Source organism: Vibrio sp. FF266, assembly GCF_041439695.1.
GTDB lineage: Bacteria > Pseudomonadota > Gammaproteobacteria > Enterobacterales > Vibrionaceae > Vibrio > Vibrio tasmaniensis_A.
Window position 1 is genome coordinate 204,507 of the sequence record NZ_JBGOOO010000003.1, and the last position, 25,275, is coordinate 229,781.

At 44.9% G+C, this 25,275-nt stretch carries 22 protein-coding genes; 12 read left to right on the plus strand and 10 right to left on the minus strand.

Going from position 1 to position 25,275, the window contains the following annotated elements:
• The first annotated feature begins 238 nt into the window (after window positions 1-238).
• The 5 genes from ACED59_RS04210 (at window position 239) to ACED59_RS04230 (ending at window position 6,613) form a co-directional block, all read left to right on the plus strand.
• Complete coding sequence (locus ACED59_RS04210; protein ID WP_017098983.1) at window positions 239-2,134, plus strand: extracellular solute-binding protein; 1,896 nt, start codon at window positions 239-241, stop codon at window positions 2,132-2,134.
• Window positions 2,135-2,146: 12 nt separating this feature from the next.
• Window positions 2,147-3,235, plus strand: coding sequence for a microcin C ABC transporter permease YejB (locus ACED59_RS04215; protein ID WP_017098982.1), 1,089 nt, complete (start codon window positions 2,147-2,149; stop codon window positions 3,233-3,235).
• A 31-nt stretch (window positions 3,236-3,266) separates the two neighbouring features.
• On the plus strand, window positions 3,267-4,289 hold the full coding sequence (locus tag ACED59_RS04220) for an ABC transporter permease (RefSeq protein WP_004730360.1): 1,023 nt from the start codon (window positions 3,267-3,269) through the stop codon (window positions 4,287-4,289).
• A 9-nt stretch (window positions 4,290-4,298) separates the two neighbouring features.
• Complete coding sequence (gene yejF / locus ACED59_RS04225) at window positions 4,299-5,951, plus strand: microcin C ABC transporter ATP-binding protein YejF (protein ID WP_017098981.1); 1,653 nt, start codon at window positions 4,299-4,301, stop codon at window positions 5,949-5,951.
• Window positions 5,952-6,067: 116 nt separating this feature from the next.
• Window positions 6,068-6,613 carry an RNA-binding S4 domain-containing protein gene (locus ACED59_RS04230; protein WP_017098980.1) on the plus strand — a complete coding sequence of 182 codons (546 nt, stop codon included), beginning with the start codon at window positions 6,068-6,070 and terminating at the stop codon, window positions 6,611-6,613.
• A 184-nt stretch (window positions 6,614-6,797) separates the two neighbouring features.
• Here the strand turns inward: ACED59_RS04230 and ACED59_RS04235 are convergent, their stop codons facing one another.
• The 10 genes from ACED59_RS04235 to ACED59_RS04280 all read right to left on the minus strand — a co-directional run bounded on the left by ACED59_RS04235 (window position 6,798) and on the right by ACED59_RS04280 (window position 15,390).
• On the minus strand, window positions 6,798-7,241 hold the full coding sequence (locus ACED59_RS04235; protein ID WP_004730391.1) for a F0F1 ATP synthase subunit epsilon: 444 nt from the start codon (window positions 7,239-7,241) through the stop codon (window positions 6,798-6,800).
• Between the two features lie 14 nt (window positions 7,242-7,255).
• Window positions 7,256-8,641, minus strand: a complete 1,386-nt coding sequence (atpD, locus tag ACED59_RS04240; protein WP_004730394.1) for a F0F1 ATP synthase subunit beta — start codon at window positions 8,639-8,641, stop codon at window positions 7,256-7,258.
• A gap of 44 nt (window positions 8,642-8,685) precedes the next feature.
• On the minus strand, window positions 8,686-9,555 hold the full coding sequence (atpG, locus tag ACED59_RS04245) for a F0F1 ATP synthase subunit gamma (RefSeq protein ID WP_017098979.1): 870 nt from the start codon (window positions 9,553-9,555) through the stop codon (window positions 8,686-8,688).
• A 47-nt stretch (window positions 9,556-9,602) separates the two neighbouring features.
• Window positions 9,603-11,144 carry a F0F1 ATP synthase subunit alpha gene (gene atpA / locus ACED59_RS04250; RefSeq protein ID WP_016794807.1) on the minus strand — a complete coding sequence of 514 codons (1,542 nt, stop codon included), beginning with the start codon at window positions 11,142-11,144 and terminating at the stop codon, window positions 9,603-9,605.
• A 9-nt stretch (window positions 11,145-11,153) separates the two neighbouring features.
• Window positions 11,154-11,705: a F0F1 ATP synthase subunit delta gene (locus ACED59_RS04255; RefSeq protein ID WP_004730398.1), complete on the minus strand. Its 552-nt coding sequence runs from the start codon at window positions 11,703-11,705 to the stop codon at window positions 11,154-11,156.
• 11 nt (window positions 11,706-11,716) lie between these two features.
• Complete coding sequence (locus ACED59_RS04260) at window positions 11,717-12,187, minus strand: F0F1 ATP synthase subunit B (RefSeq protein ID WP_004730401.1); 471 nt, start codon at window positions 12,185-12,187, stop codon at window positions 11,717-11,719.
• Between the two features lie 54 nt (window positions 12,188-12,241).
• Window positions 12,242-12,478 (minus strand): F0F1 ATP synthase subunit C, encoded by a 237-nt coding sequence (gene atpE, locus ACED59_RS04265; protein WP_004730405.1) that lies wholly within the window; start codon window positions 12,476-12,478, stop codon window positions 12,242-12,244.
• Window positions 12,479-12,523: 45 nt separating this feature from the next.
• The gene (gene atpB, locus ACED59_RS04270) at window positions 12,524-13,294 is read right to left on the minus strand and encodes a F0F1 ATP synthase subunit A (RefSeq protein ID WP_009844934.1); all 771 of its coding nucleotides are present in this window, start codon (window positions 13,292-13,294) and stop codon (window positions 12,524-12,526) included.
• Window position 13,295: 1 nt separating this feature from the next.
• Window positions 13,296-13,697 (minus strand): hypothetical protein, encoded by a 402-nt coding sequence (locus ACED59_RS04275; RefSeq protein WP_017098977.1) that lies wholly within the window; start codon window positions 13,695-13,697, stop codon window positions 13,296-13,298.
• An 808-nt stretch (window positions 13,698-14,505) separates the two neighbouring features.
• Window positions 14,506-15,390 carry a LysR family transcriptional regulator gene (locus ACED59_RS04280; RefSeq protein WP_017098976.1) on the minus strand — a complete coding sequence of 295 codons (885 nt, stop codon included), beginning with the start codon at window positions 15,388-15,390 and terminating at the stop codon, window positions 14,506-14,508.
• A gap of 157 nt (window positions 15,391-15,547) precedes the next feature.
• On the opposite strand from ACED59_RS04280, the gene ACED59_RS04285 reads away from it, so the two are divergent.
• The 7 genes from ACED59_RS04285 to ACED59_RS04315 all read left to right on the plus strand — a co-directional run bounded on the left by ACED59_RS04285 (window position 15,548) and on the right by ACED59_RS04315 (window position 25,116).
• On the plus strand, window positions 15,548-15,946 hold the full coding sequence (locus ACED59_RS04285) for a RidA family protein (RefSeq protein ID WP_029224053.1): 399 nt from the start codon (window positions 15,548-15,550) through the stop codon (window positions 15,944-15,946).
• A gap of 199 nt (window positions 15,947-16,145) precedes the next feature.
• A complete protein-coding gene (locus ACED59_RS04290; protein ID WP_004730413.1) occupies window positions 16,146-17,606 on the plus strand; it encodes an aldehyde dehydrogenase family protein in 1,461 nt (486 codons plus the stop codon).
• A gap of 210 nt (window positions 17,607-17,816) precedes the next feature.
• Window positions 17,817-18,812: a membrane dipeptidase gene (locus ACED59_RS04295; protein ID WP_029224052.1), complete on the plus strand. Its 996-nt coding sequence runs from the start codon at window positions 17,817-17,819 to the stop codon at window positions 18,810-18,812.
• 231 nt (window positions 18,813-19,043) lie between these two features.
• The gene (locus ACED59_RS04300; RefSeq protein WP_017098973.1) at window positions 19,044-20,651 is read left to right on the plus strand and encodes a BCCT family transporter; all 1,608 of its coding nucleotides are present in this window, start codon (window positions 19,044-19,046) and stop codon (window positions 20,649-20,651) included.
• Between the two features lie 272 nt (window positions 20,652-20,923).
• Window positions 20,924-22,726, plus strand: coding sequence for a hypothetical protein (locus ACED59_RS04305; protein WP_032499978.1), 1,803 nt, complete (start codon window positions 20,924-20,926; stop codon window positions 22,724-22,726).
• Window positions 22,723-23,460: a DUF3726 domain-containing protein gene (locus ACED59_RS04310; protein ID WP_017098971.1), complete on the plus strand. Its 738-nt coding sequence runs from the start codon at window positions 22,723-22,725 to the stop codon at window positions 23,458-23,460. Before ACED59_RS04305 ends, ACED59_RS04310 begins: the two co-directional genes overlap by 4 nt.
• A 363-nt stretch (window positions 23,461-23,823) precedes the next feature.
• Complete coding sequence (locus ACED59_RS04315) at window positions 23,824-25,116, plus strand: alpha/beta fold hydrolase (protein ID WP_017098970.1); 1,293 nt, start codon at window positions 23,824-23,826, stop codon at window positions 25,114-25,116.
• Window positions 25,117-25,275: the final 159 nt, after the last annotated feature.

The following is a 25,275-nucleotide window of genomic DNA, read 5'->3' on the forward strand; positions in this document are numbered from 1 at the left end:
GTTCTTTCCAGCGCCACCAAGCTAATTAAAGGAATCAAAGCAATCAGCGCCAACTGCATCCAATAACTTCGAGCGGTGACGAGTTAATTGTAAATAAACCGTCAGAGATGAAGTGCTGATGGTTTTATTAGTTATTACATGATGTTAGATTTGAACCTATACTTGTTTTAACGGCATGCATTCAAAGCCGATTAATCAACTTGAATATAGAATTCATAACATTTGAAGGGAGAGTCAAATGGGAACAGATTTCCGAAGCAAAGCCTTGCAGCGCACTCAGTTTTTCAGGTCTAATTTGAAGTCATGTGCAGTCATGCTGCCGCTTATTGCTCTATATCCCTCCGTCACACACGCTTCTGATACCGAATCAACTCCTACTGTCACCGTTATTGAAACCACACAATTGGTTGGTTTTGGTGAAGCAAAATATCCAGCCGATTTCACTCACTTCGATTACGTTAACCCTGATGCGCCAAAAGTAGGCAAAGTGACTTATGGCAGCATAGGTACCTACGATAGCTTTAATCGATTCGGTTCCCGCGGCGTTGCTGCCAGCTATACGGGGGAGATTTACGATACCTTGATGTTTTCTCCGAGCGACGAGATTGATGCGTATTATCCATTGATCGCCTCAAAGGTTCGCTACGCCAGTGATTTCACTTGGATGGAAATCAACATCAACCCAAATGCTAAATTCCAAGATGGTAAACCAATCACGGCTCACGATGTTGCCTTCACCTTTGACAAGTTTTCGAAAGAAGGTGTGCCTCAGTATCGCGTGTATTACAAAGAGATTGAATCAGTAACGGCTGTCTCTGATTTGGTTGTTCGAATTGAGATGAACAAGCCAAACCGCGAGAAGCTGTTTAGCTTTGCGCAAAGCACTCGTGTGTTGCCGAAGCATTTCTGGAAAGACAGAAAGCTGTCTGAACCTCTAAGTGAGCCACCAGTAGGCAGTGGTCCCTATAAGATCATTAGATATAAATCTGGGCAAAGTGTGACCTACGGCCTAGATGAAAACTACTGGGCAGCAGACCTACCAGTCAACGTTGGCCGTAATAACTTCAAGCAAGTGCAATACGATTACTACCGTGACGACACGGTAATGTTGGAAGCTTTTAAAGCAGGGGAGTTCGATCTTCGAACCGAGAACTCGGCTAAGTTCTGGGCCAACTCTTACACAGGCGTGAACTTCGATAAAGGCTACATCATTAAAGAAGAGATCAACCACGAGAAGCCTGAAACGGCTCAAGGTTTTGTCTTCAACATTCAATCTCCGGTGTTCTCTGACCCTAAGGTGCGTGAAGCGTTAACCTATGCGATGGACTTTGAGTGGATGAACAAGAATATGTTCTACGGCCAGTACAAACGTACTCGTAGTTACTTCCAGAATACCGACTATGAAGCGAAGGGGTTACCAAGCGAGGCTGAAGTCGAGTTGTTGTCTCAGTACAAAGATCAGATCCCTCCGCGAGTATTTACCGAAGAATTCCAGCCTCCAGTCACCGATGGCAGCGGGCGTATTCGTAGCCAGATGCGTACTGCTTTCAAATTGCTGAAAGAGGCGGGTTGGGTACTGAAAGACAAAGTGATGACCAACGAAATGACCGGCAAGCCGCTGTCATTTGAGTTGTTGATTTACAGCCCAACCACGGAGCGTATTGCAACGCCGGTTCAGAAGAACTTGAAGCGCATGGGTATCGAGATGAAGATCCGTACCATAGATACCACGCAATACATCAAGCGTTGGCGTGATCGCGATTTTGATATGATCTCTTCGTCATTTTCCGCAAACCCTTTTCCTAGCCCGAACTTAATGATCGTTTGGAATTCTAACTATATTGATTCTACTTACAATACTGCAGGTGTGATGGATCCGGTGGTTGACGCGTTAACAGAAGAAATTGCGCGTAACCAACAGCACCCTGAAAAACTTCTTACGTTAGGTCGTTCACTCGACCGTGTATTGCAGTGGAATTTCTATAACATCCCTCAATGGCACGTTGGTGAATATCGCGTAGCAATGTGGGACAAGTTTGAGCGTCCAGATGTATTGCCTAAATACGATTTAGGTATCGATACATGGTGGATTTCAGAAGAGAAGGCGGCATTGCTTCCTGAAAAACGTCGCTAGGAGTTAGTTAGCATGGCCGCGTATATATTTCGACGTTTATTGTTGGTGATCCCCACGTTGTGGGCGATCATCACCATCAACTTTTTCATCATTCAGATCGCCCCTGGTGGCCCGGTGGAGCAAGCTGTTGCCCAATTAGAAGGGCATAACTCTGGAATTATGGAGCGCTTTTCTGGTGGTGGAAAAGAAGTTGATTTAAGCGAAAGTGACCAAGCGTCTGCCAGTGGCTATAAAGGCTCACGCGGGCTTGATCCTGAAGTGGTTGAAGAGATCAAAAAGCAGTTTGGTTTTGATAAGCCAATTCATGTTCGTTACTTCGATATGTTGAAAAATTACGCAACCTTTAACTTTGGTGAAAGCCTATTTAAGGGCGGTAACGTTATTGATTTAATCATCGAGCGGCTGCCCGTCTCCATTTCTTTAGGGTTGTGGAGTACGTTAATCATCTACGTGATCTCGATACCCTTGGGCATCATGAAGGCGATACATCACGGTTCTCGGGTTGATATTTGGTCGAGTGCGGTGGTGATTGTCGGTTATGCCGTTCCGGGCTTTTTGTTTGCGATTATCCTGATTATTTTGTTTGCGAGTGGTAACTACTTCAGTTGGTTCCCGTTACGTGGACTCGTGTCGAGTAATTTCGACCAACTGAATTGGTATCAACAAATTGGCGATTACTTCTGGCATTTGGCTTTGCCTATTTTCGCTATGGTCATCGGCGGTTTCGCCACACTCAGTATGTTGACCAAAAACTCCTTCCTTGATGAAATCAATAAGCAATATGTGGTCACCGCGAGAGCGAAAGGCTTGGACGAGAGCAGTATTCTCTACAAGCACGTTTTCCGTAACGCCATGCTGATCATTATTGCCGGTTTCCCGAGTGCATTTATTAGTATTTTCTTCACGGGTTCTATGTTGATTGAAGTGATGTTTTCACTCGAAGGCATCGGCCTGCTTGGCTTTGAGTCGACTATTCAGCGAGATTACCCAGTGGTGTTTAGTTCTCTCTATATCATGACCTTGCTTGGCTTGGTGCTGAGCATTATCTCCGACCTGACGTATACCTGGGTTGATCCTCGAATTGATTTTGAAGCGCGTTAATGGCGAACGAATAACAAGGTATTGATAATAAATGTTTAACAACCCTTTAGCTGAAGCTCGTTGGTTACGTTTTAAAGCAAACAAGCGTGGTTTTATCTCCCTTTGGATATTTACCATTTTGTTTGGATTGAGCCTGTTCGCTGAGATCATCGCCAACGACAAGCCACTCTTGGTTTCTTATGATAATCAGTGGTTTGTACCTGTCATTAATGAGTATGCCGAGACAGAGTTTGGTGGTGAGTTTGAAACCGAAGCCGACTACAAAGATCCTTATGTTATCGAACTCATTGAAGACAGCGGTTACATCGTGTGGCCCATCATTCCGTTTAGCTACGATACGATAAACTTCGATATTTCGGGCGCGGTGCCATCGGAGCCAGATTCAGTGAACTGGCTTGGAACCGATGATAAAGGGCGAGATGTATTGGCCCGCATCATTTATGGGTTCCGTATCTCTGTTCTGTTTGGTTTTATTCTGACGATTGTATCGAGCGTAGTCGGCGTAGTTGTCGGGGCAACGCAAGGTTACTACGGTGGTTGGGTCGACTTGTTTGGGCAGCGCTTCATTGAAGTCTGGTCTGGAATGCCGACCTTATTCTTGCTGATCATTCTGTCGAGCTTCATTGAACCGAATTTCTGGTGGTTGCTAGGGATTATGGTGCTGTTCAGTTGGATGAGTTTGGTTGGGATTGTGCGAGCTGAATTCCTACGTTGTCGAAACTTTGATTATGTAAGAGCCGCGCAAGCCATGGGCGTTGACGACAAACGCATTATGCTTCGCCACATGCTACCCAACGCGATGGTGGCTTCGTTAACCATGATGCCGTTTATCCTTTCAGGCTCGGTCACCACATTAACGTCGTTAGATTTCTTAGGCTTTGGTTTGCCTGCGGGTTCGCCTTCATTAGGTGAGCTATTGGCGCAAGGTAAAGCTAACTTGCAAGCGCCTTGGCTTGGCATTTCTGCTTTCGTCGTACTTTCATTGATGTTGACGTTACTTGTCTTCGTTGGTGAAGCGGTGCGTGATGCTTTCGACCCACATCAACAGAAGTAAGGATAGGTTATGACTTCAAATACAGTTCCTGCTTCAGGGTCAACAGCAGAGGCTTCGAATGCATCTCCAGTTCTGACCATAGATAAATTGTCTGTCGGGTTTGGGCGTAAAGACTCGATAGAACAAGTGACGCAAGACGTCTCGTTGGAGATATACAAAGGTGAGACACTCGCGCTGGTGGGCGAGAGTGGCTCCGGTAAATCGGTCACGGCTAACTCGATTTTAAAGCTGTTACCTAAAGGTTCATCGCACTACTTAAACGGTAAGATTAACTTCTCTGGCACCGATATTCTGAGTTGTTCTGAAAGGCAATTGCGAGGGATTCGTGGTGGCCGCATTGGCATGATCTTTCAAGAGCCTATGGTTTCGCTTAATCCACTTCATCGAGTCGGTAAGCAGCTGGTTGAAACCCTCGCGATTCACCGAGGTATGCGAACCAATAAAGCTCAAGCCTTGGCGATAGAGTGGCTTTCAAAGGTGGGTATTCGTTACCCAGAGCAGAAGATATCAGCGTACCCACACGAGCTATCAGGTGGAGAGCGTCAGCGTGTAATGATCGCAATGGCTCTGATTAACGAACCTGAGCTACTTATCGCTGATGAGCCGACAACCGCATTGGATGTATCGGTACAAGCGCAGATTTTGGATTTGTTGAAAGACCTGCAACAAGAATTGGGTATGGCGATGCTTTTCATTACTCATGACTTAAGTATCGTTCGTAAGATTGCCGACAGAGTAGCGGTAATGAAAGATGGTCGCTTGGTTGAAAGTAACGACTGTCATACCCTGTTTAATGCGCCTGCTCACCCTTATACGCAAAAGCTTATCAACTCTGACCCGAAAGGCTTGCCCGTTCCTGTGTCACCCGAAAGCAAACCGCTACTCGATGTAAATCAACTTCGTGTTTGGTTCCCGATCACGGGCGGTTTATTCAAGCGAACCATTTCTCATGTCAAAGCCGTAACCGACATGGAGTTCACTTTGAAGAAAGGGCACTCAATCGGTTTAGTTGGCGAAAGTGGTTCTGGTAAATCGACGACTGGTATGGCGATACTTAAGCTGGTGGATAGTGAAGGGTCAATTACCTACTCGAGTGAACAGCTTCAAGGTTTAGATCGAAAACAGATGCTTCCGTTTAGAAGCCGTATGCAAGTGGTCTTCCAAGACCCGTTTTCTGCGCTAAACCCGAGAATGTCGGTCGCTCAGGTGATTGGCGAAGGTTTGTTAGTGCATCAACAATTCGATGAGCACGAACTCGACCAACGCATCTGTGACGTAATGAAAGAGGTTGACCTCGATCCTGAAACTCGTCACCGTTACCCAAATGAGTTTTCTGGCGGTCAAAGGCAGCGAATTGCGATTGCTCGTGCTTTGATCCTTAAGCCAGAGTTTATCTTGCTCGATGAACCAACATCGTCACTCGACAGAACCGTTCAAGCTCAAGTACTGGATTTGCTGAAGTCACTTCAAGAAAAGTATGGCCTGACCTATTTGTTTATCAGTCATGATCTGAATGTCGTGAAATCCTTATGTCATTACACCATTGTGATGAAAGCTGGCGAGGTGATAGAGAAGGGCGACACTGAGACTTTGTTTGGTAATCCGCAACATGAATACACCAAGCAACTTGTCAGCCTTTCGAATGTTGGTGGTGCGCTATAAAGTGGGTGCGTAACGAGAACAAAAGAGTGCTCGGTGAATTCAACATGGTCATTTTGTTGTTTTAAGATTACACTGCGCCCAATATTTCAGAAGTACATATTTAGGTAGAGGTCACCATGGACCAAGAACATTACGAAGACGCTGACTACGAAGGTCAAGAGCTGGGCGAAGAAGGCGAAGAGATTGAGATTGAAGCAATTGGTATTGATGTATCGTCTCAGCCCATCGAACTCTACAAAGTGTTTAAAATTGCTAACTTAGTGAGTGGTGGCGGTGAAGCTAAACACATCATTTCTGAAGGTTATGTAGCGGTTAATGGTGAATTAGAAACTCGTAAACGTCGTAAAATGTACGATGGCGACTTCTTTGAATTCAACCAAGAGTACTATGTAGTGGTGTGTGATCAGCCAGTACAAGAAGAATCAGAACAGCCGAAAAAGAAAGAAGCGCCTAAAAAAGAGAACAAGGCGAAGAAAGGTCAGTCTAAAAAGGATTCTAAGAAGAAAGAATCTAAGAAAAGCAAAGCAGAAATGCTAAGCGCAACGGCTGAACCAAAGAAAGAGAAAAAAGAGAAGAAAGAAAAAAAGCCGAAAAAGAAAGCGGATACGCCAAAGCCAACACGTGACGACAAAAGCGGCCGTAACTCGATTGAATTCTTTTAAACTACAGTTCTAAACGACTGCTCTAAACTGCTTTTCTAAAACGAATCTTTTAAAACTATTCGTTTGAACATCAAGCAACGTTAGACCTAGGTTTTACGTTACGCAGATATCAAAAGGCTCACTAGTTAGTGAGCCTTTTTTGTATTTGTTTGCTAGCACAGCTAACGGCCAATAACGCTTATTCTCAGTGTCGAGTGCGAGAAGACGTCAGTTCTGATGCGCGAAGCTGAGCAACGGCTTTTGCGAGTTCAAGCTGAGCTTGTGCAAAGTTGATGTCTACATTGCCCTTATTGATATTCTCTAGGGCTGCATATTTCGCTTCTTCTGCGCGAGCGCGGTCAATATCTTGGCCGTGCAAGGCAGTATCGGCTAACACCGTTACCACATCCGGCTGAACTTCTAGCATCCCGCCAGAAACATAAAGCACTTGTCCCTCTGACTTAGGGTCTGTGACAAACACTGTCACGCCAGGCTTTATTTTACTGAGAAGCGGGGAGTGACCCGGGCGGATCCCCAGCTCACCATCAGCGCCAGAAACGGCTAGGGCATACGCTGGACCTGAAAACAGCGTACCTTCCGCACTTACAATATTAAGTTGAAATGTATTATCTGTAATTCCGATAGCCATGGTGCACCTGCCTCTTAGAGTGATTTTGCTTTGTTAAGCACTTCGTCGATAGAACCACAGTACAAGAATGCTTGCTCTGGGATATCGTCATATTCGCCGCCTAACAGGCCTTTAAAGCCTCTTAGTGTTTCGCTTAGCGGTACAAATACGCCTTTCTGACCGGTAAACACTTCTGCCACGTGGTAAGGCTGAGTTAAGAAACGTTCAATCTTACGAGCGCGAGATACCGTTTGTTTGTCTTCAGTAGACAGCTCATCCATACCAAGAATCGCGATGATGTCTTTTAGCTCTTTGTAGCGTTGCAGCGTTGTTTGGACTTTTTGTGCAATGTCGTAGTGTTCTTGACCAACCACAAGCGGGTCCAATTGGCGAGATGTTGAATCCAATGGGTCGATTGCAGGGTAGAGGCCCAATGCCGCGATGTTACGAGACAGTACAACGGTCGCATCTAAGTGAGCAAAGGTTGTTGCTGGCGATGGGTCAGTCAAGTCATCGGCAGGTACGTATACCGCTTGGATAGACGTGATAGAGCCTTGTCTAGTCGAAGTGATACGCTCTTGCAGTACACCCATCTCTTCAGCGAGTGTTGGTTGGTAACCTACTGCTGAAGGCATACGACCTAACAGTGCTGACACCTCAGTCCCCGCAAGCGTGTAACGGTAAATGTTATCAATGAACAACAGTACGTCACGACCTTCATCACGGAAGCGCTCAGCCATAGTCAGGCCAGTCAATGCTACACGTAGACGGTTTCCCGGTGGCTCGTTCATTTGGCCGTAAACCATGGCTACTTTGTCTAGAACACCCGCTTCTTTCATCTCGTAGTAGAAGTCGTTACCTTCACGAGTGCGCTCACCAACACCGGTAAATACAGAGAGACCTGAGTGTGCTTTGGCGATGTTGTTGATAAGCTCCATCATGTTGACGGTTTTACCTACGCCAGCACCACCGAACAGACCGATTTTACCGCCCTTTGCGAACGGACAAATAAGGTCGATAACCTTAACGCCGGTCTCAAGAAGTTCAGTGCTGTTTGCTTGTTCTTCATAAGAGGGTGCTTCTCGGTGAATTTCGTAGCTTTCTTTTTGACCGATTTCACCGCATTCATCGATAGGCTGACCAAGAACGTTCATGATACGGCCTAAGGTTTCTTCGCCCACAGGAACGGTGATTGGAGAACCGGTGTTTTCAACAGTTAGGCCGCGGCGCAAGCCATCTGACGTACCCATTGCAATACAACGAACGATACTGCCACCCAGTTGTTGCTGAACTTCCAATACGAGAGAGCTTGCTTCCTCGCTCGTCACTTTCAATGCATCATAAACGCGTGGGCTGTTGCCGCCGCTGAACTCGACGTCTACCACCGCGCCGATAACTTTAACTATTTTTCCAACACTCATCTCTAAATCCTCAAATTCTATTCTTAACCCACTCTTGTCTGCACTTAGACAGCTTGAGCACCTGAGACTATTTCACTCAGTTCTTGGGTAATGGCAGCCTGTCGTGCTTTGTTGTATACCAACTGCAAATCATCGATGAGTTGGCCTGCGTTATCGGTCGCCGCTTTCATGGCCACCATTCGGGCTGCTTGCTCACAGGCAATGCTCTCTACGATGCCTTGATACACTTGTGATTCAATGTATCGATGTAACAGCTCAGAGAGGATGTCTCTTGGTGCTTGTTCGTAGATGTAGTCCCAACGACGTGCTTTTTTCACGCCTCCATCGGCCTCAGAATCTGAAGGGTGGGGCAGCAACTGCAAGGTCGTTGGTTCTTGAACCATGGTGTTGATGAACTGGTTATACACGAGATACAAGCTGTCGATTTTTTCGTCGTCGTAATGCCCTAGCATCGCGTTAACCGTACCTAAAATGTCTTCTAATTTAGGCGCGTCACCAAGGCCTGACGTTTGCGCGATAACATTGCCGCTGCGTTGGAAAAATGAGATAGCTTTTGAACCAATTAGGGTCGTTTCTACCTCAACGCCTTTGGTACGCCACATCTCCATTTCTTCTAACACTTTCTTGAACAAATTCGAGTTCAAGCCACCACATAAGCCTCGATCGGACGAAATAATGATGTAAGCAACGCGTTTTGGTTCACGCTGTTGAAGGTAGGGGTGCTGGTATTCCAGCGACCCTGATGCGACATGAGAGATAACTTTGCGCATGTTCTCGGCATATGGACGTGTTAGCGTCATATTGTCTTGAACCTTACGCATCTTACTTGCCGCAACCATCTCCATTGCACTGGTGATTTTCTGAGTGTTACTAACACTGCCTATCTTGGTGCGAATTTCTTTAGTATTTGCCATCATCTGCTCCTAATTTGTTTTGATTTCCAGCCAACAAACCGGAGCGTTTACCAAGCTTTCAACGCTACAAAGTCACCGAGAAGCTTTGCAAGTGCACTGTCGATCTCGTCGTTGTAGTCACCGTTAGCGTTAATGGTGTCGAACAACTCTGGGTTTTGGCCCTTTGCGTAAGCAATTAATTCTTCTTCAAAACGCGCAACTTTGTGCAACTCTACGTCAGCCAAATAGCCTTTTTCTGCTGCGTAGATAACCGTTGCTTGCTCTGCGACAGACATCGGCGAGTATTGCTTTTGTTTCATCAGTTCGGTTACACGCTCACCATGATCAAGCTGCTTGCGCGTCATGTCGTCTAGGTCAGAAGAGAACTGAGCAAATGCGGCTAACTCACGGTATTGAGCTAATGATGTACGAATACCACCAGACAGTTTCTTGATGATCTTGCACTGTGCTGCACCACCCACACGAGATACCGAGATACCTGGGTCAACAGCAGGACGGAGACCTGAGTTGAATAGTTGGGTTTGTAGAAAAACCTGACCATCAGTAATTGAGATTACGTTGGTTGGTACAAACGCCGATACGTCACCCGCTTGAGTTTCAATGATCGGAAGCGCGGTTAATGAACCTGTTTGGCCTTTCACTTCACCATTTGTGAACTTCTCAACGTATTCTGCATTTACTCGTGCCGCACGTTCTAGTAGGCGTGAGTGAAGGTAGAATACGTCGCCAGGGAAGGCTTCACGACCCGGTGGGCGTTTAAGTAGCAATGAGATTTGACGGTAAGCGACGGCTTGTTTTGATAGGTCATCATAGATGATCAGTGCATCTTCACCGCGGTCACGGAAGTATTCGCCCATGGTACAACCCGCATAAGGTGCTAGGTATTGAAGCGCGGCTGATTCTGATGCTGAGGCTACAACTACGATGGTGTTTTTAAGCGCATCGTGATCTTCGAGTTTACGAACAACGTTTGCGATAGTAGATGCTTTCTGGCCAATAGCCACGTACACACATTTGATGCCAGAATCTTTCTGATTGATGATCGCATCGATAGCTAGCGCGGTTTTACCCGTCTGACGGTCACCGATGATAAGTTCACGTTGACCACGACCGATAGGCACCATGGTATCAACGGCTTTATAACCAGTTTGAATTGGTTGATCGACGGACTTACGCTCGATTACGCCGGGTGCAATTACTTCTACAGGGTCGAGTCGGTCGCAACTCACTGGGCCTTTGCCATCGATTGGCTCACCTAGTGTGTTCACTACACGGCCAAGAAGTCCATTACCTACGGGTACTTCCAAGATACGACCTGTCCCTTTCACTTTCATACCTTCAGATAGGTCAGTGTAGGGACCCATAACCACGGCACCGACTGAGTGCGTGTCAAGGTTAAGAGCAAGAGCGTATTTGCCACCAGGAAGTTCGATCATCTCACCCTGCATGACATCCGCAAGGCCGTTAATGGTAATGATGCCGTCACGAACCGAGACTATGGTGCCTTCGTTGCGAGCTTCGGTGCTCACATTAAACTTCGAGATGCGATCTTTGATTAGATCACTGATTTCATTTGAATTTAATTGCATAATTGTTACCTATCTCGCGTGAAGTTGATGGGCTAATCGGCTAATTGATGTGTTCAAAGAACCATCGATGACGGTTTCACCCGCCTTGATGACGATCCCGCCAACCAGCGAGTCATCAATAACCTGTTCCATTTCAACCTGACGTTCTAATTTCTTCTCAAGTGCAGCAGTGAGTGATGTAACTTGATCTTGTGTAAGCAATTCTGAACTGGTGACAGTGACAGGGATTACACGTTCATGTTCGTCCTTTAGGTCGCTGAACAAGTTAAACAAGTCTCTGATCACTGCAAGACGGCCATTTTCAGCCAAGACTTTAATGAGATTAATGACGTGGTCATCAACGAGTCCTTGGCAAACGTGAATGATGAGATTGACCAGTTCTTCAGATTGCTGTGTATGAACACCTTCTGCTGATGAAATCTGCTTAGCGATCGTTTCTTCTTCCGCTACCGTCACAAGAATGGACAGCATTGAGTGCCACTCTTGTAACTTGTTTTCACCTAAAGCAAAGTCGAATGATGCTTTAGCGTAGGGATGAGCAATATTGGTGTAATCTGACATATTGCCTCCGTTTAGAGTTCGCTTATCATTTGATCAACTAACGCTCGGTTCGTTTCAGAATCTAGGTTTTTGCTAATCAATTTCTGTGCACTTTGAATAACAGCATCTGCCATATCCGCCTGAAGTTCACGGCGTAACTTTTGACGTTCGCCTTCTAGCTCAGCTCTACCTTGTTCTAAGATGCGTGCCTTTTCTTGCTCACCTTCTTGGTGAGCTAAGGTGATGATTTCGTTGCGGCGTTTTTTGCCTTGCTCAATCAGTTCGGTCACATTTTTTTTCGCATCTGCGACGAGTTGTGCGCCATTTGATTTTGCTAGTTCTAGCTCTTTTGCTGCATTCTCTGAGTGGCGTAAACCATCAGCGATTTCTTTTTGGCGCTCGTCTAACATCGCGGTGAGAGGGGGCCATACATATTTCATGCATAGCCAAACAAAAATCACGAATGAGATTGCTTGACCAAACATGCTGGCATTTAAATTCATACCTTCCTCACTAAATCTTGATTATTTACAAATCGATCTTTTCAAAGCTTTTAATTAAGCAACGGCAAAGATGATGTATAGACCGATACCAACACCGATCATCGGTACAGCATCCACAAGGCCCATCATGATGAAGAATTGAGTACGAAGCATTGGAGTAAGGTCTGGTTGACGAGCAACACCTTCAAGGTATTTACCTGCTAAGTTACCAATACCAGATGCTGCACCCGCTGCACCTAAACCGATCAGTAATGCACCTGCTACATATAAAACTGCGCTTACGATATCCATTTGTATCTCCGATAAATAATTTGTTAGTTAATTTTCAGTTATTAATTAATGGTGTTCTTCTGTTGCCATTGCTAAATAAACAACGGTCAGTACCATAAATATAAATGCTTGCAAGAATACGATTAATATGTGGAATAAGGCCCATGGAACACTGAGTGCCCATTGCATCCACCAAGGCATTAGTGCGATAAGGATGAATATCATCTCGCCTGCATACATATTTCCGAATAATCGTAAGCCTAGTGATATTGGCTTTGAAATTAATGTTATTAATTCAAGAACGAAGTTAACAGGATATAAAAGAGGGTTATCAAATGGCTGAGTAGTGAGCTCTTTGATAAAGCCTTTCAAACCTTTATTTTTTAACGTATAAGTTAACAGTAGAATAAACACACCGAGTGCCATCGATATTGGGATATTTACATCCGCTGTCGGTAGATCTCTAAAGTGTTCTAAACCCATTACACGAGTTAACCCTGGTATTAAATCAATTGGTAATAGGTCGACTGCATTCATTAACAACACCCAAACAAAAGTGGTTAATGCCAGTGGCCCTATTAATTTATCCTCCGCTTGAAAAATCTCTTTGACTAGGTTGTTAACGAAATCAAAGATAAGCTCGATAAAACATTGAAAACGACCTGGAACACCGCTAGTGCCCTTGGTCACTACATATCGAAAAGCTCCAATAAACAATAAACCCGTAATCCAAGATACCAACATTGAGTCAATGTTGAACGCCCAGAAACCATCACCTGTAGTTAAGAAGGTTAAGTGATGCTCTATGTATTCGTGAGCGGTAGTGACTTGATCCATACTACACGTACTCCGATCTTGTAGAGGCAGTAATAAATGGTGTTAAGAAGTACCCAATCATTGTAAAAATGTATGCGTATAATATTACTGGGTTATCCAATTTAAAAAACTGGAATGCCAAGATAAACATTAAGAACGTATAGGTTATTTTCACGACACGACTCATTTGCATTAAGTCACGTAAACTATAATTGGGATTCTTGTGCACCTTTAGGCTTGCATATATAAAACCAAACAGCGGTGGTAACATCGCGATTACGACACCCAAAGCTGAAGACTCCATATCTACTTTATTACCAAAAAACACTTCATATAAAACTACACCGACGGCTAATACTATTTGGCAGAGAATAACTCTTTTAGCAGCAACAAGGATGTCACTACTTATCCCATTAAGCCTCATAATAAAACCCTATATTTAACAGTGTAAGTCAATATAAAACACAGTTTGAATATGTTTTGTTACTAGCACTTACTTGTTAATAGCAATTTGACTTGTTAATAAACCTTTACTTGTTAACAAAGAAATAATCTTTCTGGCTTTATATCTCCTGACGAAATTAAACGATAAAAACTAATTCGCTATCGTTTCGACAAAATATAAACTACGCCTAAAATTATGTGATCAAAACGACAAAAAGCGACATCAATAATTCCATTTTTGAAATGAATGTTTTTCATTTATGAAAGTAATAGTTGAATAACTTTATTCATGAGAATTTTTAATGCTTTATTTTTAGCGAAAATGGGCGTTTTTGTGAAAGAGTTTTAGCTACCAATTGGGCAAGTTACGATCTTATCAATTACGTATATTCAAACACTTAGCGTCATTTATAAGTTGATTGTTGAGTGTGATTCTACAAGTGGATAAAGCAAGTTTAGTTAGCGATGAAAGCCGTCGTGCATTGAGTTATTTATTTGTACGGCGTTCTCTATCTAGAAGTGATTATTTTTCAAAATAGTTTGTCGTGACTTCATTCTTAACGCCTTTCAGGCGATCCGAAACGGATAAGTCGGCGTTTAAGATGAATATGATGGAAGAAATTCAGCTCCTCACATGGATGTAAGGAGCTGAAGATAGGGTAAAAATCTGAAGGTTAGGGCACTAAGCCCAAGATAGAAAGGTCAAAACTCTGGATATTAGAGCTGGAATTTCTTGATGTGTTGCTCTATCAACCGCTTTTTAAGAAAACAAACTCAATCATGTCCCTCTATTCGTCTTCATAACTTAGATATTGAATACATAAGTCATGAAAAGCCTGCGCTTGTGGCGAGATCGTACGATCAGACAATCTGAAAATACCGATCTGACGCTGTAAGGGCGGGTCAATCAATGGGATCCACACCAAACGGGTTTCATTGGTCGGGAAAGCCAACTTAGGTAGCGTGGTCACGCCTATCCCGAGTTCTAACACCGAAAACAACGAAGTGATGTTCTCTACTGAATACAGAGCCTGTTCGCTGAGCATTCGTGCAGGTGTTGGGTCAAGTAGGGTACAAGTCCCGTTGCGAATGAAGGGTTGTTTTAACAAAGTTTGCCATTCTATTCCCTCTCGTTGAGAGGCGATAGGGTTGTCTTTGAGGCAGACCACACCAATAGGATCGGAAAGTAAAGGCGTGAAGTCGATGCTCTCTTCTTCTAAATGGGAGCTATTTCCGAGGGCAACGTCTACCTCTCCAGACAGTAATCTTGCTTCTACACCCGCCGCATTATCATCAATTAAGCTTACCTCAACATTCGGGTACTGTTCACAAAAAGCCCCTAAAACACTAGGGATTAATTTTGCCGCTACTGATGGGACACTTGCTATTCGAACTCTTCCTTGTTGTCCTGCCGCGGCTGCGCGTAGGTCATTGTCTAATGCTTTGTAAACATTCAGGAATTGAATGATTTTTGGCAGGCATATTTCCCCGAAAGGTGTCAGGGTTGATTTGTTGCCTGTTTCAAACAGTGGCTGACCAAGTATTTTTTCTAGCTCTTTTATCGACGTAGAAAGTGCCGCTTGTGAGCGATTTGCGCGGTGAGATGCTGCTCGAAATCCGCCTTCTTCGACCACTAAAACAAAATGTTTTAACTGTTGTAGCTTAATACTCATGGCACTGATCCTTCTCTAGCCCTTGCTATACCTTACTTTCCGTAAGGTGATAGATTTTATTTATCAAATGCACAAAATTTACCGTTAGATTTATCAGCCGTCAAGGTGCAGTATTTAACCATCTTGAAACATAGTTGTTACAAAGTTGGATGAAATCGTGAACGCACAAACTAAAAAATACCCAGTAAAAACCGAGCTTTTCGCTTCAAAAGCACCACTAGAGTGGGCAATCGTTAATAACGGCACTCTATACACAGCGCAGATTCCAATTGATGAAACTGGCGCAGTAGTAGAAGGCGGTATCGAAGCGCAAACGCGTCAGACTTTTAACAACCTTGTTCATACGTTGGAGTGTGCAGGCGAATCTATGGATTCAGTGCTGCAAGTTCTGATTTACGTGACAGACCGTGAATATCTAAAAACGGTCAACAGCGTATACGGAGAATACTTCAATGCACCTTATCCAAACCGTGCTGCGGTCGTCGTTGCAGGGTTAGCAAGAGAAGAAATGTTGGTTGAGTTCGTGGTTTACGCATCGGCGTCTCAACCTGAATAATTCGACTGTGAACTAAGGCTATTTGCGGATCAAAACTCTTTTAAATTGAAGTGGTTTATTGATACAAGCGACTTGGTTCACTTTAGAAACAAAATATACATCTTATTTTAGCAATTAATTGCCTGAATATTAACAGTTTATTAATTAACCAGATGGTTGCCAGACTCAACCGCAACCTAACCGTTACAAGGACAGAATGATGACTCAATTACAGAATGTTCAAGCAGAAAACGCACTTTACATTGGCGGCGAATGGCAAGCGGGTGTAAGCACCGTTGCGAACATTAACCCATCAGATATTTCTGAAAACATCGGTAACTTCGCACAAGCAAGTGCTGACCAAGTTCAACAAGCGATTTCAGCGGCGAAGCACGCTCAACCAGAGTGGGAAAAAACGCCGATTGAACGTAAGCAAGCAGTACTTCAAGCAATCGGTGATGAGCTGATTGCACGTTGTGATGAGCTAGGTACGTTACTTTCTCGTGAAGAAGGTAAGCCTTTTGCTGAAGGTCGTGGCGAAATTTACCGTGCAGGTCAGTTCTTCCAGTACTTTGCGGCTGAAGTGCTTCGTCAAATTGGCGACAACGCAGAATCAGTACGCCCAGGCGTTTCTGTAGAAGTGACTCGTGAAGCGGTGGGTGTTATCGGCATCATCTCTCCTTGGAACTTCCCGACCGCGACTGCTGCTTGGAAAATCGCTCCAGCGCTTGCTTTCGGTAACAGCGTTATCTGGAAACCAGCAAACCTAACACCAGCAAGTGCGGTTGCGCTAACTGAGATTATCCACCGTCAAGGCATGCCAGCAGGCACGTTTAACCTTGTTCTAGGTAGTGGTTCAAAAGTAGGTGATGCACTGATCAACTCTAAAGAAGTGAATGGTGTGAGCTTTACCGGTTCTGTTGATACAGGTCGTAAGGTTGCGGCGGCTACAGCGCCAAACTTCGTTCGTTGCCAACTAGAAATGGGCAGTAAGAACGCACTTGTGGTTGCTGATGATGCGGATATCCAAACAGCTGTTGATGCGACTATCGCAGGTTCGTTCTCTGGCGCGGGTCAAAAATGTACAGCATCTTCTCGTCTAGTGGTTATGGATGGCATTCACGACCAATACGTTGAAGCACTGATCAAACGTATGAGCGAGCTTAAAGTGGGTCACGCACTAGAAGACGGCGTATTCATGGGCCCTGTTGTCGATGGTAACCAACTTGAAGCAAACCTTGGTTGGGTTGAGAAAGCACGTCAAAGCGGCGGTGAGCTAGCATTTGGTGGCGAACGCCTAAGCATGAAACACGAAGGTTTCTACATGTCTCCAACGCTGTTCTTGAATACTAAGAACGATTGGGAAGTGAACCAAGAAGAAGTGTTTGCACCAATGGCAAGCGTGATTCGTGTAGCCGACTTAGAAGAAGCTATCGCGACAACAAACGATACTCGCTTTGGTCTAACGGGCGGCATCATTACTCAAAGCCTACGTACTAGCGCAATGTTCAAGCAACAAGCGCAAACAGGTTGTGTGATGGTGAACCTACCAACAGCAGGCACCGACTACCACGTACCGTTTGGTGGTCGTAAAGAGTCTAGCTTCGGTCCTCGTGAGCAAGGTCAGTACGCGAAAGAGTTCTACACAGTAGTGAAGACAGCTTACCAGCGTCCTTACTAATCAACTTTCTATATAAGAATTGGATAGCTGAAGATATTAAGTCCCTAGCTATCCAGCTATCGAATTGGCCTGATTCACAGAGTCAGGCCAACATCCCAACCAAAGCAGCAAACGAAATTAGACAAGTGATTTAACCCACTTTTGAAAACATGTTATTTGAGCGTGTTTTCAAAACCGAGCTAGAACACTGAGCTTTCAATAGGAGTGGTTATGTACCAGCAACGGATTGTTATAGATGGATTGCAATACTGCAATTGGAACAGAGAATATTTCCAAACACTAAAGGCGAGCGGCATTACAGCAGTTCACGCTACCGCGGTTTACCACGAGACAGCTCGTGAAACCTTATCTCGCTTTGCAGAATGGAACTTAAGATTCGAGCAGAATGCAGACATTATCATGCCGATTCATTCAATGGCTGATGTTGAAACTGCAAAAGCGACCGGCAAAGTCGGCATTTTCCTTGGTGCTCAAAACTGTTCTCCAATCGACGATGAGATTGGTCTTATCGAAGTGATGCGCAAGCAAGGTCTTTTGATCATGCAGCTTACTTACAACAACCAGAGCTTATTGGCGACGGGTTGTTACGAGAAGAACGACACTGGTATCACGCGCTTTGGTAAGCAAGCTATCGAAGAGATGAACCGAGTGGGCATGATCATCGATATGTCTCACAGTGCGGAGCGTTCAACGCTTGAAGCGATTGACCTGTCTTCTCGTCCTATTTGTATCAGCCACGCGAACCCAACGTTTGCTCATGATGCACTACGAAACAAATCAAACGATGTGATTAAAGCCCTAACCGAACGCGGTGGCTTAATTGGATTCAGCTTGTACCCATTCCACCTACCAAATGGCAGCCAATGTACGTTGGAAGATTTCTGCCAAATGGTTGCGACGACCTCTGACATGGTTGGCGTAGAACACCTAGGTATTGGTAGTGACCTATGCTTAAACCAACCTCAAGCCGTTCTTGAATGGATGAGAAATGGTCGTTGGTCTAAAGCAATGGACTACGGTGAAGGCTCTGCGAACAACTCAGGTTGGCCAGATGCGTTGCCTTGGTTCTGTGGTAGTGCGGGTATGGAAAATATTTATAACGGATTGATGCGTCATGGTTTCAGCGAGTCTGAAGCTGGGCAAGTCTTGGGAGAAAACTGGTTTAACTTCTTGAAAGATGGCCTAGAGCCTCAAAGTAAGGGTTAAGTGCTTTCTCACTAGTAATCATCGAATTAGCAGCCTTCTAATTAACCTTCATTTAGAAGTGCTGTTGTTACCAATTTAACTATTCAAAAGGAACAACGGTCTATTTCGCAACGCGGTAACCCAAACATGGATTAGCCTGCCCAACACAAAAAACAATAGGGCAGGTGTTAAATACACCTCTTGTAGTCATCATTAAAATGACAGCTGCAAAGAAACCTCTGGAGTCAGAGTATGTCTGATTTAACCAATAGCGTGAAATCTTCAAACGTAAATGCGGGTCAAGCACACACAGCAAGCAACAAAACGAGTAACACAAACCAGTCTGAATCGACTTCAGACAAATTAGGACTTACCAACCCAGCATTATGGTACAGCGGCGGTTTTATCGCTCTGTTCGTGGCGCTTGCTTTATTTGATGGCGAGCTGCTATCAAGCTTAGTAAATACAGGCTTTGCTTGGTCGGTAAAAGTGTTCGGCCCTTATTGGCAAATGCTTCTTCTTCTGACTTTTCTTATTGGTCTTGGCCTGGCGGCAGGGCGAACAGGCAAGGTTATCCTAGGCGGCATCGCGAAACCTGAAATGGATGGCTTCCGTTGGATGGCAATCATCTTCTGTACGCTACTTGCGGGCGGTGGTGTATTTTGGGCGGCAGCAGAGCCTATCGCACACTACGTTAACCCACCACCGTTGTATGGTGCACAAGAAAACGCACAGCAAGGCGCAGTGAATGCTTTATCACAATCATTCATGCACTGGGGTTTCCTAGCATGGGCTATTGTGGGCAGCTTAACGTCTATCGTGGTTATGCACCTTCACTACGACAAAGGCTTGCCTCTTAAACCTCGTATTTTGCTTTACCCAGTTTTGGGCGAAAGAGCACTGAAAGGCCATACCGGCGCACTGATTGATGCATGTTGTATTGTCGCTGTAGCGGCGGGTACTATCGGTCCGATTGGCTTCTTGGGCTTGCAAGTCAGCTACGCTCTGAATGAACTGTTTGGTATTCCAGATGGCTTCACAACTCAGCTAATCATTATCTTGTTCGCTATCGTGCTTTACACATTGTCGGCATTAAGTGGTCTCAACCGCGGAATGCAAATGCTAAGTCGTTACAACGTAATTTTAGCAATGGCATTGATGATTTACATCCTTATCTTCGGTCCAACGAACTTCATCTTCAATGGCTACATTCAAGGTGTAGGCAGCATGATAGATAACTTCATCCCAATGGCAACATACCGTGGTGATGAAGGTTGGTTAAGCTGGTGGACAGTGTTTTTCTGGGGTTGGTTCTTAGGTTACGGCCCAATGATGGCAATCTTCATCGCTCGTATTTCACGCGGTCGTAGTATTCGCCAATTGGTATCAACCATTAGCCTTATCGCACCGTTTGTAACTTGCTTCTGGTTCACGATTGTTGGTGGCTCTGGTCTTGCGTTCGAAATTGCAGATCCAGGCAGCGTAAGTAAAGCGTTCGAAGGCTTCAACTTACCAGGCGCGCTACTGGCGGTAACTCAGCAGCTACCTATGCCAATGCTTATCTCTATTCTGTTCTTGATCTTAACCACGATCTTCATCGTAACGACCGGTGATTCGATGACTTACACCATCAGTGTGGTAGTCAGTGGTGAGACTGAGCCTAACGCAATTATTCGTACTTTCTGGGGTGTGATGATGGGGGTAACGGCATTGATTCTGATTTCCCTAGGTTCAGGCGGAATCTCTGCGCTGCAATCGTTCATTGTAATCACAGCGGTACCGGTGTCCATAATCTTACTGCCATCGCTTTGGAATGCGCCTCAAATCGCAATCAAGATGGCAAAAGAACAGGGTTTGTAGAAGAGCCGAGTTTATAAAAGAGCAGGGTCTGTAAAGAAAACAGCCTGTAGAGAAAACGCTCTCTAAAAATGAAAGAGAAAAAAAGGTGTCAGCCTTTGAAAGAAGGCTGACACAAGATTCCGAAAGGAAGAGGAAACCCGTACTGGTGAAGATACACCGGGCGGCACGTATTTAGGTCAATCGATCTAGTCAGGACAAATAATAAGGGGTGAGTTCACTTACCCCAAATAACGTGAAAGCTAACCAACACACTGTAAAAACGAATGCTTCAAATGATGGCAACGATCGGTTCTGAATGGCTAGCAAAATCCTATAACTATAAGGTGGTGAGCAAAATGGATGCACATCGTTCTACCTACACTGAATCAGCACTACGTGACGCGACTGTCGTCATGGCACCGGAAAGGCTAGGTGCAATGCACCAAACACGTATCAGCTTCGTTAGAACTCTGATTCGTAAAATGGCGCAGCAAGAATGGAAAGTGACGAAACATGAGTGGCAATTAGACGCTCAGGGTTTTGGTCATGTTATCTATAAGCTAGCGACGCCAAACCATGTTTATCATTTGGTTGTTTTCTGCGATGAAATTGCAGATGACGAACGAAATGACCGTGTAATTGCTGAAAAGTGGGACGTAACGTTTGCGCTTGTTCTTGGTGATGTTGATGTCACCCTACTTGAAAGACTTCGTGCGAATGTACCGCTTCAAGAAGCCGGCCGTAATCCTAACAATGTGCTTGTTTTAGCGCGTGCAAACAAAAGTGTACGTGTGTTTGAACATATCGTGAGTCACCTGGCTAAAGGTGTTCAACCAACGCCCAAAGAACTGGCTGAAGTAGGCTACATCCTGCGAACCACTGCCGTTTATGGTAATGGCAAATTTGGCATCGCTGATTTTAAAATCTTAGAGAAAAATGAAGATTTTAATCAGTCGTTTAGCGCGCAAATGTGTGCGGTGTATATGCTGCGTGAGTTCAGCTTAGACTGGGTTCATTACCTAGCCGAACAACAGGGCGGTGAACAAGCGATTACCTTGCATCGAGGATTACAACGTTACCTTGGTGTTGGTAATGCAACTGGTTTAGGCATGGCGCCATACCTTATTAACCACCCTAGTATTGTCGATCAGTGGATGACGACCCGTGAACATGCATTGGCGGACGTGTTGTCCAGTGAGACTGATACGGCGTTGATCGAGCCACTACGTACCTTAGTTAAAAAAGCGATTTGTCATTTAGAACAAGTCGTTACCATCAATGAAACACAGCAAGAGCTGAACAAAGCTGCTGTTGATGATTTGAAGCACACAGAACAATCATTAGAAGCTTCTGTCAGCCTGTGCGATACATGGTCGCAGTTAGTCGAGCAATCTAAGCAAATGAGTATGGAAGCCCAAGAAATCCTTATCTCATGTTTGATGGAATTGTACCCAGAATTAGTGGACGCCCATCAAGAGCAAATGAATTGCAGCGAAACACTGTCGCTTCCTAGCGGCAAAAAGATTCAAGACCTTCTGGTTGTACTAGAAGAAAAGTACCGTTGGGCGATCACGACCGACTTTACTAAAGCAGAAAACAACTACTGGTTCTGGTATCGCTCTCAAGACAAAGAAGAGCCAAGGCTCGGAGTTCGAGGCGAAGAGTTGGGTGAAGAGCGTGAACTGCCGTTGGATATTGGCCGTCAAGCTTATCGTTTGTACCATGCTTTATTGCAATTTGCGCCTGAGCTTTCATTGGCCGAATTCCTTGTTAAACAGCCGCAACACCGTGCAATTGCGCGCCGTGTGTGGACGCTAGGTAACAAAGCGATGGGTGACATTCAAATGAATGTGCTGCATCAAGATTCGCCACCAATGCACTTACTGCGTTGTAAGCTAGCAATGTTTGGTGCGACTAAATTTGATCCTCGCTCAGATCGTTGGGTACGAGTGACGTTTTTCCAAGGTGCGCCACTGCTTGATGAAATTCATCAGGACGAATGGGTGTTCCCACTGTTACCGAGTGAAGCGGAGATGGCTGACTCAAATCAAGTTCCTACACATATCAACGCTCAACATGGAGGTAAATCGTTATGATCGTTTCTCACAATGAACTGGTAGCGGCCGTTAATAAAGCCTTTTTGGGTATGCGTCGTACATGTGGTGAAGCCGATGTGATAGCGAACATGGTGGCAGATTTACAAATGGTGGGTTTGGATGGTGTTCGTCATTTTAACAATGCGAGCAACTTTATGGGGTTAGAAGACGATTGCCCTGTAGACATTCAAGTGCGCAGCGATAACACTGTTGAAGTCGACCTGCACAAGGCGAGCTTAGCGTGTCATCTTCCTGTGGTTATCGATTACGCCATTGAAAAAATGGTCGGCAAAAAGACGCTGAAAATTGAGTTAAATAACTGCCACAACCGTTGGTTGGCGTACAGCGAGCTTGTAAAGTTAGCTGCGAAAGGTATTGCGTGCATGGCACGTTGGGATAACGGCTCTAACCCTAAGAGCACTTTGTATGTGCTTAATCGTGGTTGCGTTGCTCCAGAACTGTTTTTATCAGATTTGCCACTGGTATCGTACGAACATATCCACAATATGACCATCGAACTTTCCGTCCAGGATTTCGATATCGAACGTTTGTCAGATGGCTACCAAACACACATTGAATCAGAAGCGCTTTTTAAAACTCAAGAGAAAGCGTGGAACGATGGCATTGAAGTTGATGATGGGGAGTGGGCGGCACTGAAAGAGACCGCTACCGCAATTTTAGTTCAGAGCAGCGAACGCTCGACTCAAGGTGCAGGTGAACTGACAGCTTCGTAGCCGCTAGATTTAATAGGTTCATTAGAACTAACAGGTTCGATAGATTAACAGCGAGTAAGCCAGTTAGTTTATCAACACAGATAAAACCAAAGAGCTTAACGTATCCTCACCTCGTTAAGCTCTTTTTATTTGTCTCCCGTTTTCATCATTTCTCTCAATAGACCGCCCCTTAAGCCTCCTGTTTTGAAACAAGTTGTTACGCGTATAAAGCTAATTGGGCGATTTAATGAAGTACCTTCACATTCAGGTTCAACAAACGGTTTCATTTACAAGCTAGTATGCGTATCTTGCTAAGGAAGGTGCCAACGGGCGCCGTTTTTATTCGTACCGATGACTTTAGAATCAGATAAAAAGGAATGAAGCGTGCAAGCTAACTTTATTGATGGAACCACCCTGTATCGTCAGCACTCTTTTGAGTTGCCACTCGACTATCAAGCCAAAGATGGTCAACAGATCCAAGTTTTCGCACGTGAACTGGTTGATCTCGCTAAAGATGCGCAAGAACTGCCGTGGCTGATCTACTTTCAGGGCGGCCCAGGCTTTCCATCTCCACGAGTGAGCGGTCAATCAGGTTGGCTAAAGCGTGCATTACAAAACTATCGTGTTCTGCTTCTTGACCAACGTGGTACTGGCAACAGCACCGTGATCAGCCATGAAACCTTGGTCCATCTGTCTCCAGAGCAACAAGTCGAGTACTTAACGCATTTCAGAGCCGACAATATCGTTCGTGACGCTGAAGCGATTCGTGAACAATTCGCTGTTAAGCAATGGTCTACAATTGGTCAAAGCTTTGGTGGTTTCTGCACCTTGAGCTATTTGTCACTGTTCCCACAGAGCTTGCAACGTTGCTACGTGACGGGCGGCATTCCTTCTATTGAACGAGAAGCTGACGATGTTTATCGTGCGACTTACAAGCGTGTAGAAGACAAAAACAGAGCCTTCTTTGCTCAGTTCCCACAAGCACAAGCTATGTGTCGCGAGATCTCTGATTACCTGCTTAACAATGATGTGAGACTGCCAAACGGTCAGGTGTTTACAGTTGAACAGTTCCAGCTAATAGGTATTAATCTTGGTGGCGGCGAAGCAAACCTTCCAATGTATTTCACACTGGAGAGTGCGTTTGTTGAAGTGAACGGAAGCAAGCAGTTGAGCTACAGCTTCTTAAATCAAATGCAGCAAGAGCAGGGCTACCTAACGAACCCAATCTACGCTATTTTGCATGAATCGATTTACTGCCAAGGTGCAGCGTCTAACTGGTCTGCACACCGAGTACGCGAGCAGTACCCACACTTTAACTATCAATCGGGTAGCGAGTTCTGGTTTACCGGAGAAATGGTGTACCCATGGATGTTCGACCAACTAGAAACGCTTAAGCCATTACGTGAAGCGGCAAATATGTTGGCCGAGAAGTCGGACTGGGGCTCTTTGTACAACGCAGAGCAGCTGAGTAAGAATACGGTTCCAATGGCATGCGCAGTTTACGCGGATGACATGTATGTAGAGCTGGATTACAGCCGTGAAACGCTAGCGAACATTCCAAACTCAAAAGCGTGGATCACTAACGAGTATGAACACAATGGCTTGAGAGTCGATGGTGAACGAATTGTAGATAAATTAATGACGATGGTCGAAGCGTTAGAGAACCTGCCAAAATAGTCAAACTCTCTGCGTAGGTTATCTACGTTAGAAGCTATCGATGTTAGAAGCTCTCTACGTTAGAGACAAGATACGCTAGAAACAAGAAAACGCTGCATCCGTGCAGCGTTTTTTTATGTCATCAAACTCTGTTTTACTCAGTATCGTATTGATTACTAA

Bases quoted from the DNA above. Each gene is read 5' to 3' on its own strand.
- ACED59_RS04220 (WP_004730360.1), top strand. From the start codon at position 3,267: ATGTTTAACAACCCTTTAGCTGAAGCTCGTTGGTTACGTTTTAAAGCA.
- yejF (WP_017098981.1), top strand. From the start codon at position 4,299: ATGACTTCAAATACAGTTCCTGCTTCAGGGTCAACAGCAGAGGCTTCG.
- ACED59_RS04260 (WP_004730401.1), bottom strand. From the start codon at position 12,187: ATGAATTTAAATGCCAGCATGTTTGGTCAAGCAATCTCATTCGTGATT.
- ACED59_RS04295 (WP_029224052.1), top strand. From the start codon at position 17,817: ATGTACCAGCAACGGATTGTTATAGATGGATTGCAATACTGCAATTGG.
- ACED59_RS04275 (WP_017098977.1), bottom strand. From the start codon at position 13,697: ATGAGGCTTAATGGGATAAGTAGTGACATCCTTGTTGCTGCTAAAAGA.
- ACED59_RS04210 (WP_017098983.1), top strand. From the start codon at position 239: ATGGGAACAGATTTCCGAAGCAAAGCCTTGCAGCGCACTCAGTTTTTC.
- atpE (WP_004730405.1), bottom strand. From the start codon at position 12,478: ATGGATATCGTAAGCGCAGTTTTATATGTAGCAGGTGCATTACTGATC.
- atpG (WP_017098979.1), bottom strand. From the start codon at position 9,555: ATGGCAAATACTAAAGAAATTCGCACCAAGATAGGCAGTGTTAGTAAC.
- atpD (WP_004730394.1), bottom strand. From the start codon at position 8,641: ATGAGTGTTGGAAAAATAGTTAAAGTTATCGGCGCGGTGGTAGACGTC.
- atpA (WP_016794807.1), bottom strand. From the start codon at position 11,144: ATGCAATTAAATTCAAATGAAATCAGTGATCTAATCAAAGATCGCATC.
- ACED59_RS04235 (WP_004730391.1), bottom strand. From the start codon at position 7,241: ATGGCTATCGGAATTACAGATAATACATTTCAACTTAATATTGTAAGT.
- ACED59_RS04255 (WP_004730398.1), bottom strand. From the start codon at position 11,705: ATGTCAGATTACACCAATATTGCTCATCCCTACGCTAAAGCATCATTC.
- ACED59_RS04305 (WP_032499978.1), top strand. From the start codon at position 20,924: ATGATGGCAACGATCGGTTCTGAATGGCTAGCAAAATCCTATAACTAT.
- ACED59_RS04310 (WP_017098971.1), top strand. From the start codon at position 22,723: ATGATCGTTTCTCACAATGAACTGGTAGCGGCCGTTAATAAAGCCTTT.
- ACED59_RS04230 (WP_017098980.1), top strand. From the start codon at position 6,068: ATGGACCAAGAACATTACGAAGACGCTGACTACGAAGGTCAAGAGCTG.
- ACED59_RS04290 (WP_004730413.1), top strand. From the start codon at position 16,146: ATGACTCAATTACAGAATGTTCAAGCAGAAAACGCACTTTACATTGGC.
- ACED59_RS04280 (WP_017098976.1), bottom strand. From the start codon at position 15,390: ATGAGTATTAAGCTACAACAGTTAAAACATTTTGTTTTAGTGGTCGAA.
- atpB (WP_009844934.1), bottom strand. From the start codon at position 13,294: ATGGATCAAGTCACTACCGCTCACGAATACATAGAGCATCACTTAACC.
- ACED59_RS04215 (WP_017098982.1), top strand. From the start codon at position 2,147: ATGGCCGCGTATATATTTCGACGTTTATTGTTGGTGATCCCCACGTTG.
- ACED59_RS04300 (WP_017098973.1), top strand. From the start codon at position 19,044: ATGTCTGATTTAACCAATAGCGTGAAATCTTCAAACGTAAATGCGGGT.